Source organism: Streptomyces viridosporus T7A (genome assembly GCF_008704515.1).
GTDB lineage: Bacteria > Actinomycetota > Actinomycetes > Streptomycetales > Streptomycetaceae > Streptomyces > Streptomyces viridosporus.
In genome coordinates, this window is sequence record NZ_CP023700.1 from 1,834,008 (window position 1) to 1,845,718 (window position 11,711).

Sequence of the window (11,711 nt, forward strand, 5' to 3'; positions counted from 1 at the left end):
GCCCGCGCCCGGAACGTGCCGTCACGGCATCCGGTCCCCCAGCAGCGCCAGGTTCTCGATGGCGGCCAGGCCGTAGAGCGCGGTGTCGTTGGTGGAGACCCAGGAGGCCTCACGGCCCGCCACCAGCGCCGTCGGGCCGCTCACCTCCTCCGTCCTCCAGGGCGCCGACTCCTTGTAGCCGTCGGAGTCGTAGAACTTCCGCCAGGCCCGTTCGGCGAGCTCGTCGTCGCCGGTCCGGACGGCGGCGTAGGCGTCGAGGCGGGAGTGTCCCTGGAAGAGGATCAGGCTCCCGAAGTCCGAGCCGTAGCGTGCCGCCTGTTCGGCCTTGCTCGCGTTGAAGTAGCGGCAGTAGTCGTAGTACGCCTCCTCGAACTCCGGCATGTCGACCAGGTCGATGAGTTCCGCGCACAGTTCGTTCAGCCCGAAGACGGCCGACAGGTGGGAGACCTCGACCTTCGGGGTGCCGGCGACGGCGAACCTCCCGGTGTCCAGGTCGTACAGGCCGCTGCCCTGGACGAAGCCGTTGGGCTGGGCGGCGATGGTCTCCATGGTGGACAGCACGCGGGCCCGTGCCTTCTCCCACTCGGGGCCCCTGCGCTCCCACTCGGTGAGCCAGGCCGAGACCAGGCCGCTCCAGTCGGTGCCGAAGCCGATGGACAGGGCGTTGCGGTCGGGTGTGTAGGGCTCGGTGCGGATCTTGCGCAGGGGGTCCAGGGCGAGGAAGGTCTCGTCGGAGTCGACGTTCGCGTGCATGAGGTCGCCGACGCGTTCGTCGGCGGTGAGGAAGTAGTAGGGGCGCCGGTAGGTGGTGTTGGCGATGCGCTGCTGTTTGGCGCTGTCGGCGAAGTGCTGGACGCCGTGCCGGGTGCCGAGGCCGGCCCACTTGCCCAGGTGGTAGACGTCGACCTCGCCGGTGTGGCGGGTCATCGCCTCGGCGAACCGGAAGATGTCGGCGCGTCCGCTTCTGAGGTACGCGTACCAGAGCCAGAGGTCCGGTGAGAGCTCGGAGTTGTCCCAGGCGTAGCCGCCGACGTCGTAGCGCCACTGGTGCCGGACGGTGTCGTAGGTGTGCATGACGTCGCCGTAGTCCCAGAAGCCGTACCAGCGGCGTTGCTCCACCTGGTCCTTGTAGTAGGTGAAGAGGAAGTCGAGGTGGTCCTCGATCCTCGCCCTGGCCGGGGTGGAGCGGTCCGGCTCGGAGAACAGGCCCTTGCCGAAGACGCCCGCCCCGATGAGCTGTTTCGGCGGGGCGGCGAGCTGCGGGAGGACGCGGACGGCCGCGACCTGTTCGGCGAGTTCCTCCGCGCTCGGGGTGGACGCGTTGGCCCAGAAGAGGAGTTCGGAGGTCCGTGCGATGCCGTGGGGGGTGCCGAACCCGGGTTCGTAGTCCTCGTAGGTGATGTTGAGGCCCTCGAGCTGTTCGGGGAAGGTGTCCTGGCCCAGGCCGTCGTGGTAGAAGCGCAGGTCCATGGGCTGGGCCTCGGGCGACCAGAGCCAGAGGGTGACCTCGGCGGCGTCGGTGTGGGCGTCGCGGACGTCGAGCTGGGCGGGGAACTTCTCCCAGAAGTCGCGCAGGCCGAAGGAGAGGCCGCCGCCGACCCCGCCGACGTAGCCGAAGCCGGAGGCGCGCCGGCCGCCGCCGGCACCGATCCAGCCGTAGCCCTTCCTGGTGCGCTTGCGCAGCGTGAAGCCGTCGGCGGAGAGCTGGGAGAGGGTGTAGTCGCCCCACTCGGGGATGTACGGCAGGCGGGTGGTGACCCGCTGGTCCCAGGTGGCGGGGTCGGGCAGCTTCTTCCCCGCGAACTGGGCCTCCTGCACGGCGGTTCCCGGGTCGCGGCGCAGTCCGGTGATGCCCTTGACCGCCTCGCGCAGCATCCCGGTGCCCTCGCCGCCGATGCGGATGTGCCGGTCGTAGGACGCGTCGCGCATCGGCACGGTGAAGCGGACGCCGAGGCCGCGGACGAAGTCGCCGCTCGCCTTCCCGGGCTCCTGCTTCCCGTCGTAGGTGATGGTGTGCACCATGCGGAAGGAGTCGGCGCCCGCGTAGAAGTAGAGGCGCAGGGAGAAGGGGAGCAGGCCGTGGCCGCCCTTGCGGTGTCTGCCGTCGATGCGGACGACCGCGCGGACCGGGCCCTCCTGCTCGACGGTGACCTTCGAGATGGTCCCGTCGAACCGCTCGGTCCTGACCGTGGTCCGGTCGCCGTCCTCGTACTCGGGCTGGCGCAGCAGGACGAGCCGGCCGCCGCGGGCGATCTCCGTCGAGCCGCGGGTGATCGACGTGATGAGGGTGGTGCCGGACGTGGCGATCCTCGCGGTGATGACTCCGGTCGACAGCTCGATGGTGCCGCCGCGCCGGCCGACGGTGACCCGCTTCTCGGGCGCGGCGGGCGTCCCCGCGGTCAGGGTCAGTTTCCCGGAGCCCGAACTCACCGCGTGCGCGGTCCACTTGAGGGAACCGTCCGGCCAGTGGGCGATCGGCCAGGACTGGACGGGGACGGACTTTCCGTCGGCGTCGGTCAGCGCGAAGGTCTGGTCCTCCCGGTACGCGCCCTTGGGCCAGGGCACGCCGACGGTGGAACCGGGCGCCGCGCCCAGACCGCCGTCCTCCAGCCAGTCCAGGGTCACCGGGTCCGCGTCGGCGGTTTCGGCCCGGGGCGCGGCGGCGGCGTTCTGCGCTCCCGGCGTCCAGAGGGACGGGGCGGCGGCTCCGGCGGCCGCGGCCGCCTTGAGCAGGGACCTGCGGGGAAGGGGGGACATGGCCTTTCCTTTCCGTGCGGAATGCAAGGGGATGTCAAGGGCATGACAGGCAGAGGCGCGGCGCCGGGGCGCCGGCCTCGATGTGCCCGGTCACCGCCGGTCAGCGGTGCCGGTGGCGCTCCTCCACGGCGACGGCCGCCGCGACGACGGCCCCCAGGACGGGGACCGCCAGCGGTGCGCTGAACCAGGCGGAGCAGACCACCACGGCCAGCCCGCCGACGATCAGGAAGGACCCCGCGGGGTCGAGGACGGTACGGCGGCCGGCCTGCGCGAGCAGTGACCGCCAGGAGGATCCGGGCCGCCAGAGCGCCGCCGCGCGCAGCAGCGCGACCACCGCCGCGATGAGGGCGGACACACCCACGGCGCCCACGAGCGGCCCGCCCGGCAGGCCGGCCCGCACGACCCGCACGTCGAACCACACGGCGGCGGCGGTCACCCAGCCGGCGAGCCCGACGACCCAGCCGCCGCGCGCCGCCGACCGGAAGTCGGCCGCGAACTCCCGCCATCCGCCCCGCTCGTGGGCGAGGTGCCGCCCGAGGTGCCGGGCGCCGGCCGCGAGCGCGGCGGGGCAGGTGACCAGCGGCAGGGAGGCCGCCGTGACCCATACGCCGGTCAGCAGGGACTCGGCGAAGAGGGCGAACCCCTCCCAGGCCCTCGATCCGGTGCGTGCCGGGGGCATCGTCGGCTCACCTCAGCCCTTCAGTCCGGACGTGGCCATGCCGTCGATCAGGTAGCGCTGGAAGGCGAGGAAGAACGCGAGGACCGGCAGCAGGGCCACGAGCGACATGGCGATCATGCCGCCGTAGTTCGCCAGCCCCTCCTGGTCGACGAACATCTTCAGCCCGAGGGAGACCGTGTACCGGTCGGGCTCGTTGAGGTAGATCAGCGGGCCCATGAAGTCGTTCCAGGCGTTGATGAACGTGAAGATGGCACTGGTGATCAGCGCCGGACGGCACAGCGGGAGGACGATCGACCAGTAGATGCGGACGTGCCCGCAGCCGTCGAGGCGGGCGGCCTCGTCGAGTTCCCTGGGCAGGTTGCGCATGAACTGCATCATCAGGAAGACGAAGAACGCCTCCGTGGCCAGGTACTTCCCCAGCAGGAGCGGGGTGTACGTGTTGATCATGTCCATGTTGCGGAAGAGCACGTACTGCGGGATCAGCAGCACGTGGTACGGCAACAGCAGCGTGCCGATCATCAGCGTGAACAGCAGGTTGCGGCCCGTGAACCTGATCTTCGCGAAGGCGTACGCGGTGAGCGAGCAGGACACCAGGATCCCGATCACCGAACCGATCGCCAGGAGGAGCGAGTTGGTGAAGAAGGTGGAGACGGGGATGTCCGCGATGCCGTCGGCGAGGCTCGTGTAGTTGGTGAGGACCGGATCGCCCGGGAAGAGGTCCAGGCTGCCGACGATGTCCTCGCTCCTCTTGAACGAGCCGCCGACGACCCAGACCACCGGGTAGAGGATCACCGCGAGGACGGCCAGCGCCCCGAGGTGCCAGGCGAGCGAGCCCGGCAGTCCGCGCCGGAGGGCGGCCGCCCCGGTGGACGGTTCCGGTGCGGCGCCGGTGGCCGGCGGGGGTGCCTCCCGACCGGGCGGAGTCGCGAGATCGGGGGAGCTCATCGGCCGTCCTCCTCGTAGTGCACCCAGCGCTTCTGGGACCAGAACAGCACCGCCGTGACCAGGGCGACCGCGACCAGCAGCATCCATGCCATGGCGGAGGCCAGGCCCATCCGGCTGTTCTCGAAGCCCTGGACGTAGAGGTAACAGGTGTAGACCATGGTTCCGTCCGCCGGACCGCAGGCGTTGCCTCCGGCGCCGCCGCCGACGATGTACGCCGAGCTGAAGATCTGGAACGAGTGGATCGTCTCCAGCAGGACGTTGAAGAACAGCACCGGGGAGATCATCGGCAGGGTGATGTTCCAGAACTGCCGTACCCTGCCCGCCCCGTCGACGTCGGCCGCCTCGTACAGCTCGCGCGGGACCTGCTTGAGGCCGGCCAGGAAGATGACCATCGGGGCGCCGAACTGCCAGACGGTGAGCGCCACCAGGCTGTAGATGATCAGGTCCGGGTCTCCGGTCCAGCCGCCGGCGCCGATGCCGAAGAGCTGCTGCGCACGGTCGACGATCGCGTCGTCCGAGAAGATCGCCTTCCACACGATGGCCACGGACACGCTCGCCCCGATCAGCGACGGCGCGTAGAACGCGGCCCGGTAGAAGGCCTGTCCGCGCCGCTTCTGGGCCAGCAGCAGGGCCACACCGAGGGCGGCGGCCAGCTTGATCGGCGTACCGACGACGACGTACCAGAGCGTGATCCGCACCGAGTGGCGCCAGCGCGGGTCGGCGAACATCTCGGAGAAGTTGTCCAGGCCGATCCAGCGGGGGGCGTCGAACAGGTTGTAGTCGGTGAACGCGAAGTAGAGCGAGGCGACCATCGGTCCCGCGGTCAGCAGCAGGAAACCGGCGATCCAGGGGGACATGAAGAGGTAGCCGGCCAGGTTCTCCCGGCGGCCCCGCCGCTTGGGCGCGGCGGGGCGCGGGGACTCCACCGGACCGTGCCGCGGCTCGGAGTCCTTCGTCAGGCCCTCCGTCGCAGGGGCGTGTGTCACGGCGTTTCCCCTCAGCCTGCGAGAGCCGTCTTCGACTCGGTGAAGAACTGCCGGACGGCGTCGTCCACGGAGCGCTTGCCGAGGGCCATCTCCTCGGCGATGCGCAGGAAGGCGGCCTCACAGATGTCGGCGCCGTTCGGGTGCGGGGTGATGGGCTCCAGCACGCCCGCCGTCACGAGCGACTCCTCGTAGGCGGCGATCGCCTTGTCGACCGGGTCGGTCGGGGTGTACGCATCGTACTGGGCCTGGGTGGTGGGCACACCGCGGTCATAACCCATGATCCTGGCGACCCCGGGGTCGTGGACCATGAAGTCGATGAACCGGGCGACCTCCTCGGGGTGCCGGGTGCGCTTCGAGGCGCTGAGCATCAGGGAGCCGAGGTACTGGCCGGTCCTCCTGCCGTCCGTGGTGGGAAGGGGAGCGAGACCGTACTCGCTCTTGCCCTCGGAGGTGTAGCGGACGGTGAAGTTGTCCCAGGTGAACTCGCTGCCGGCGAGCTCCGCGGAGAGCGCCGACTTGGGCTTGATCTGGGCGACCTTCTTCGGGTCCGCGAAGAGACCGGACTTCACCCCCTTCTCCGCCCTGGTCCACCACCGGGTCAGGTCCGCCTCGGTGAAGCCGAGGCCGTCCTCGGTGAAGAACGCCTTGCCGTTCTGACGCAGGTACAGGTCGTAGAGGTACATGACGCCGTACATGCCGCTGTCACCCGCCCGGCCCGTCCTGTCCCGGACCCTGGTCATCGCCTCGTCGAAGTCGTCCCACGTCCAGCCCTGTTCGGGCTTGACGCCGGCCCGGGCGTAGACGGGCTTGTCGATGACGAGGGCCATCGAGTTGGAACCGACGGGCACGCCGAGGAGCTTGCCGTCGACCTCGCCGAACTTCTCCAGGCCCGCCCGGAAGCCGTCCATGCGGAGGTTGCCGGCCTTCACCTGCCCACCGAGATCGAGCAGTACGTTCTTCGCGTCGTATTTACGGAGGAATCCGATGGCATTCTGGAAGACGTCCGGTGGGTTTCCCCCGGACGCCTGGGTGTTGAACTTCTTCCAGAAGTCGGTGTACGGCTGGAAGTCGGTCTTCACCTTGATCTTCGGATACTTCTTCTCGAAGAGATCGATGGTCTTGTTGATGCGCTCGGCCCGGTCCTCGGCACCCCACCAGGAGTAACGGATCGTCACCGTTCCGTCTCCCGAGCCGCTGCCGCCGCCGCACGCGGTGGCCGTCGCGCCCAGCCCCGCGACGGCCAGCGAGGCCCCCGCCGCTTTGAGGATCGTCCGCCTCCCGGTCCGCCCCTCCGCCTTCCCGCCCTGCTGCATACGAGCCTCCCCGCGACGCCGCGTCCGCCTCATGAATCGTTTCAAGTAAGCGCTTGCTGGCACAAGTTACGGAGGGCCTACGGGCACGTCAATGATTCGGACAGGAATCGCCGACCGCCCGGACCGCACCAGGACGGCGCCCCCCTCGGCCGCGCACGCGCACACCGGAGAAAACGCGCAGGTCGGTGCCGCGCGGCCGACCGACCGAACGCCGGCGGGACGGCCGGAGCGGACGGCACGGAAGGTCACGGTTGGATGAAGACGAGCGGAAGCGGAACGGCCCGGCCGCCGCGCGGGCCGCGGACGGGCCCGGCGCACGTGCGCACGGACGGCGACACACGGGCGCCCACACCACGGCGGCCCGGCTCACGAGGTGTGAGCCGGGCCGCCGTGTGGTCCGGTGGGCGATACTGGGTTCGAACCAGTGACCTCTTCGGTGTGAACGAAGCGCTCTCCCACTGAGCTAATCGCCCGGGCGCAGGAAGAACATTACCCCATGTCAGGCAGTGCCCGTGACCAGCGGGAGCGGGGCCACCGCACCCTGCCGGAGCTCACTGGTCCTTGATCTTCCAGGGCATCTGGAGGCCGAACTTCCACAGGTACACCCCGGCCACCGCGACCGCGATCACCACACCGATCGAGGTCAGGATGAGGTTCCGGCGACGCACCCTGGGGTCGAGGGCGCGCTGCGCCGCCTCGGTGACCTTGCGCTTGGTCCACCGCAGCACCAGCTGGGCCCAGACGAACTCGGTCGCCCAGATCGCCATGCCGCCGAAGATCACCACCCAGCCCGGCCCGGGCAGCACCAGCATCGCGGCGCCGGCCGCCACGACCGCGAGGCCGACGACGAAGACACCGACCTGCCAGCTCAGGTGCAGGACACGGCGCGCTTTGACGAATTCCGGTGCCCGCGAGCCGAGCCCTCGCGCCTCGTCCCGCTCGTCCTGGCTTTTGTCCAACGTCGCCCCGTGAGCCCCCATGACAGCCTCGCCAGGCTTGTTACTCCCCGTGTTCATGCAGCCAAACCCTACCTGAGCGAATCACATCACCGGAATGGGCGCACTCCGCGAACGATCTCTCGGCCGGAAGAGTTACGTAATCCCACGCAAACCACGCAGAGGGGTTTACAACGGCACCGTAGGTGGCATGTCGATTTCGCCGACGTGCGAATCCCCGAGCGCACACTGAGCGAAAGGCCCTGGCGCTTATGAACACCACGGTCAGCTGCGAGCTGCACCTGCGCCTCGTTGTGTCGAGCGAGTCCTCCCTGCCTGTCCCCGCAGGCCTGCGGTACGACACGGCCGACCCCTACGCCGTGCACGCCACCTTCCACACCGGAGCCGAGGAGACCGTCGAGTGGGTGTTCGCCCGCGACCTCCTCGCCGAGGGGCTCCACCGCCCCACGGGAACGGGCGACGTCCGCGTCTGGCCGTCGCGCAGTCACGGTCAGGGGGTCGTCTGCATCGCCCTGAGCTCACCGGAGGGAGAGGCCCTGCTCGAAGCCCCGGCACGCGCTCTGGAGTCCTTCCTGAAGCGCACCGACGCCGCCGTGCCCCCCGGTACGGAGCACCGGCACTTCGACCTCGATCAGGAGCTCTCGCACATCCTGGCGGAAAGCTGAGCGACCCCACCAAGCCGCCCGGCGCCGTCGACTCGGGGAGACGGCTCGGGCCCGGACAGCCGCATCACGGACAATCGCATACGGCATACACCGGCTCCGACGCCGCGGGCACTTCCGCGGCGTCGGAGCCGGTGTGCCGTTCGCCCTCCACGACCGGCCGCCTGTGTCGGGGGATCGTCCCGGGAACGCCGGGAGGCGCTCCGGCGTCGCCATTCGAAGCCATGTGCGGAGCGGGGGCGTGCGGTGGCCGCCGGAGCCACTACCATCGGCCAGCATCGACGGGCGTCCGCCCGACCCCCAGGCCAGGGAGCGAATCGTGCTGATCACCCACGACACCCGGTGCGCGCTGGACACCGTGGTGGATCTGGTGAACACCGCGCCGGAGGACGACTCGGCGCCGGACGGACTGCCGGACGTCGCGGCTCTCGAGGTTTTCGTGCGGAAGCACGAGGTCAGCGAGGTCGGCGTCCTCACGGAGTTCGATCTGGCCGCGGTACGCAAGATCCGCGGGCGGTTCGCGGCGGTGTTCGCCGCTCCCGACGCCCGCAGCGCCGCCGGACTGATCAACGAGCTGATCGCGGCCGCGGGCACCACCCCCCGGCTCACCGACCACGACGGCTACGACTGGCACGTGCACTACTTCGCGCCCGGCGCCTCCATCGCCGACCACCTGGCCGCCGACTGCGGGATGGCGCTGGCGTTCTTCGTGGTCGCGGGCGAGCAGGAGCGTCTGCGGCGCTGTGAGGCCCCGGACTGCCGGCATGCCTTCGTCGACCTCTCCCGCAACCGCTCGCGCCGCTACTGCGACAGCCGCACCTGCGGCAACCGCCTGCACGTCGCCGCGTACCGGGCGCGGCGCAAGGAGGCGGCGGGCTGACCCTCCGGACGGCGGCCCGGCGGGGGCCGCGCACGAGGGCCACCGGGGCCGGCGAGGGAACCACCTCGCGCTGTTCCTCGATGCCGTGCCGACGCGGTCCCGACGGGTGACGCCGGGTACCGCGGGTACGGCTCACAGCCACAGCAGGTCGTGCAGGGCGGCCGTGAGCAGGAGACACCCGATCACCGCAAGGAAGATCATCAGCGGTGGCTGGGATAGGGCGAAGAGGCATCCGCGCGGCTCGTCCTGCGGCGGCGCGGCCTCGCTCTGTGTCGTGTCCAGCATCTCGCCGCGATGATGACGCATCGGGAGCGCCGGACGCGATCAACACTCAGGCGGTGAACGCGAGCCCGCCGATTCCGTGATCTACGGTTCGAGTTGTGATCATTTCCGGACGTCGCGGGATCTCCTCTGACGTTTCGGTCCTCCCGCGTCCGTCACCTGCGGTGCGGCGCACCGTCATATGCCGTGCTTCTTGAGGATGGCCTCGATGTCGCTGAAGTCGTCGTCGTCCCGGGACGTGGACGCCGGCCGGGTCGCGGGGCGGGAGCCCTGCCCCAGGGAAGGCGCGGAGGCCGCCGGGGCCACCGCATCCGGCCGGGTCGCCTCCGCCCGGGCCGCCTTGCGCTCCTTGCGCGTGCCGCCGCGCCGGCGCTCCACGGAGCGGGTGACCACGAACAGCACCCAGGACAGGCCCAGCACCCCGAACCCCGCCCAGGCGGTCGGGCTGAACGCGGTGCCGGCCAGCCACTCGACGACACCGGTCATGACCAGGCCGACGGGGATCAGCGAGTAGGCGGCGATACGGACCGCGGCGAGGAAGCGCTTGCGGTAGGCCGTGACCACCGCGATGCCCAGGCCGGCCGCGGACACGGCGGAGCAGACGGTCTCGGCAATCATCCGGTCCTCCAGGCGGTTGTTCGCACGCTGTGGGCACTTCGTCCCTTCCATCCTGCACCTGACGGGCCCGGTCGGGCCATGTTCCGGCCCGAGATCAGGGACATCTCCGGGTCGGCTTCCTCCGCAGGTGCCGGTGGGGGCGCACGCCCCGGACCGGTGCCGGTCCGGACCGGCCGGGGTCCGATTGGGTGGCCGGGGACGCGGCTGGAAGACTGTGGCCATGAGCGACTCCTCCCCCGCCCGCCCCACCGCCCCCGTCCTCGAGGTGTGGTGCGAACTCCAGTGCCCGGACTGCCGCACCGCCCTGGACGACCTCCGCGCCCTGCGCGCCCGCTACGGCGACCGTCTGGAGCTGCGCCTGCGGCACTTCCCGCTGGAGAAGCACAAGCACTCCTTCGCCGCCGCCCAGGCCGCCGAGGAGGCGCTGGAGCAGGGGCGGGGCTGGCCGTACGTCGAGGCGGTGCTGGGCCGGGTCGAGGAGCTGGACCGCCGGGGAGAGCCCTTCCTCGTCGAGGTCGCCCGGGAACTCGGCCTGGACGCCGAGGAGTTCGACACCGCGCTGATCGACGGACGGCACATCCTGATCGTGGACGCGGACCAGGCCGAGGGCAAGGCGATCGGGGTGACGGGCACCCCGACCTATGTGATCGGTGGCGAGCGCCTCGACGGCGGCAGGAGCCAGGAGGGCCTGCGCGAGCGCATCGAGGAGATCGTGGACCGGCTGCTGGCCGGAGGAGAGGGGTGACCGGGAGCCCCGCCGGCGGCTACAGCAGCGGCTTGTACATCGAGTACTCGACGGTCGTGTAGCCGAGCGACGCGTAGAGCCGCTCGGCCGGCGTGTTGCCGGCGAAGACGTTGAGGCCGAGGACCCGTTTGCCCGCGGCCACCGACCGGGCCTCGGCGAGCAGCATCAGGGAGCGTCCGTGTCCCCGGCCGCGGTGGGCGGCGTCGGTCTCGACGTCGAAGACGTAGCCGTGCTCCCCGCGCACCGAGAGCCACAGGGTGCCCACGGGGGTGCCCTCGTGCTCCAGGACGTCGAAGAGCATGCCCGCGGTGGCGCGGCCCTCGGGCAGCAGGACGGCGCGGTCCCGCTCCGCCTTGGCCCGCGCCTCGGCCTCGGGCACCCCGCGCGCGGTCCAGTTCCGCGCGTACTCCTCGTCGCCCCTGGCCCTCCAGGGGCCGTACTCGGCGTCGGTCATCGGCCGTGCCCCGCTGCCCTCCGGAAGAGCGGGCGGGGTGTCGCCGAGCGGCTTCTCCATGCCGCGGTTGCGCACCACGTAGCCGAGCGCCGTGGCGAGGCGGAGGGCCGGTCCGGCGTCGGCGGGGACGGTCGCCTCGATGCGGCGGCAGCCCCAGGCGCGCACCGCCTCCTCCGCCGCGAGCGCGGCCACCGTGCCCCGGCCGCGCCGGCGGTCCGGCTCCTCGACGCGCAGGTGCAGGATCCGGGCCACCCCGGTACCGAAGACCGGGTGCGTGGCGAGGTGGACCTCCCCGACGGGGCGGCTGTTCACGCACACCTGGTAGCGGCGCGAACGCGTGCCGTCGGGGTTCTGCTGAAGCGGCTCGACCGGCCGCAGGGTCGTGGTCATCACGGGTGTTCTACCCGCTGCCGCGCCCCGGGTCAGCCGAATAT

12 protein-coding genes and 1 tRNA gene are annotated in these 11,711 nt (G+C 70.9%); 3 read left to right on the forward strand and 10 right to left on the reverse strand.

The window, feature by feature from the left end:
* Nucleotides 1-21 precede the first annotated feature (21 nt).
* From CP969_RS08605 to CP969_RS08635, 7 genes are all read right to left on the reverse strand, one after another.
* A complete protein-coding gene (locus tag CP969_RS08605; RefSeq protein ID WP_016827068.1) occupies nucleotides 22-2,757 on the reverse strand; it encodes an exo-rhamnogalacturonan lyase family protein in 2,736 nt (911 codons plus the stop codon).
* Nucleotides 2,758-2,857: 100 nt separating this feature from the next.
* Nucleotides 2,858-3,436 carry a hypothetical protein gene (locus CP969_RS08610; protein WP_016827067.1) on the reverse strand — a complete coding sequence of 193 codons (579 nt, stop codon included), beginning with the start codon at nucleotides 3,434-3,436 and terminating at the stop codon, nucleotides 2,858-2,860.
* A 12-nt stretch (nucleotides 3,437-3,448) separates the two neighbouring features.
* Nucleotides 3,449-4,381 (reverse strand): carbohydrate ABC transporter permease, encoded by a 933-nt coding sequence (locus CP969_RS08615; protein WP_016827066.1) that lies wholly within the window; start codon nucleotides 4,379-4,381, stop codon nucleotides 3,449-3,451.
* Nucleotides 4,378-5,367, reverse strand: a complete 990-nt coding sequence (locus CP969_RS08620; RefSeq protein WP_004990543.1) for a carbohydrate ABC transporter permease — start codon at nucleotides 5,365-5,367, stop codon at nucleotides 4,378-4,380. Before CP969_RS08620 ends, CP969_RS08615 begins: the two co-directional genes overlap by 4 nt.
* Before the next feature lie 11 nt (nucleotides 5,368-5,378).
* Nucleotides 5,379-6,680, reverse strand: coding sequence for an ABC transporter substrate-binding protein (locus CP969_RS08625; RefSeq protein ID WP_016827065.1), 1,302 nt, complete (start codon nucleotides 6,678-6,680; stop codon nucleotides 5,379-5,381).
* A gap of 401 nt (nucleotides 6,681-7,081) precedes the next feature.
* Nucleotides 7,082-7,153: transfer RNA gene (locus tag CP969_RS08630), tRNA-Val, on the reverse strand.
* A gap of 78 nt (nucleotides 7,154-7,231) precedes the next feature.
* The gene (locus tag CP969_RS08635) at nucleotides 7,232-7,696 is read right to left on the reverse strand and encodes a TIGR02611 family protein (protein WP_026085325.1); all 465 of its coding nucleotides are present in this window, start codon (nucleotides 7,694-7,696) and stop codon (nucleotides 7,232-7,234) included.
* Between the two features lie 191 nt (nucleotides 7,697-7,887).
* On the opposite strand from CP969_RS08635, the gene CP969_RS08640 reads away from it, so the two are divergent.
* Together CP969_RS08640 and CP969_RS08645 are read left to right on the forward strand one after the other, a co-directional pair.
* Nucleotides 7,888-8,301, forward strand: a complete 414-nt coding sequence (locus CP969_RS08640; protein WP_004002642.1) for an SsgA family sporulation/cell division regulator — start codon at nucleotides 7,888-7,890, stop codon at nucleotides 8,299-8,301.
* Nucleotides 8,302-8,617: 316 nt separating this feature from the next.
* Nucleotides 8,618-9,178 carry a CGNR zinc finger domain-containing protein gene (locus CP969_RS08645; protein WP_016827063.1) on the forward strand — a complete coding sequence of 187 codons (561 nt, stop codon included), beginning with the start codon at nucleotides 8,618-8,620 and terminating at the stop codon, nucleotides 9,176-9,178.
* A 132-nt stretch (nucleotides 9,179-9,310) separates the two neighbouring features.
* On the opposite strand, the gene CP969_RS33175 is transcribed toward CP969_RS08645, so the two are convergent.
* Together CP969_RS33175 and CP969_RS08650 are read right to left on the reverse strand one after the other, a co-directional pair.
* Nucleotides 9,311-9,463 carry a hypothetical protein gene (locus tag CP969_RS33175; RefSeq protein ID WP_167353808.1) on the reverse strand — a complete coding sequence of 51 codons (153 nt, stop codon included), beginning with the start codon at nucleotides 9,461-9,463 and terminating at the stop codon, nucleotides 9,311-9,313.
* 174 nt (nucleotides 9,464-9,637) lie between these two features.
* On the reverse strand, nucleotides 9,638-10,078 hold the full coding sequence (locus tag CP969_RS08650) for a hypothetical protein (protein ID WP_016827062.1): 441 nt from the start codon (nucleotides 10,076-10,078) through the stop codon (nucleotides 9,638-9,640).
* A gap of 220 nt (nucleotides 10,079-10,298) precedes the next feature.
* Here CP969_RS08650 and CP969_RS08655 point away from each other — a divergent pair, with 220 nt between their 5' ends.
* On the forward strand, nucleotides 10,299-10,823 hold the full coding sequence (locus CP969_RS08655; RefSeq protein WP_016827061.1) for a DsbA family protein: 525 nt from the start codon (nucleotides 10,299-10,301) through the stop codon (nucleotides 10,821-10,823).
* 19 nt (nucleotides 10,824-10,842) lie between these two features.
* Here CP969_RS08655 and CP969_RS08660 read toward each other — a convergent pair whose 3' ends face one another.
* Nucleotides 10,843-11,667, reverse strand: a complete 825-nt coding sequence (locus tag CP969_RS08660) for a GNAT family N-acetyltransferase (protein ID WP_016827060.1) — start codon at nucleotides 11,665-11,667, stop codon at nucleotides 10,843-10,845.
* Nucleotides 11,668-11,711 lie beyond the last annotated feature (44 nt).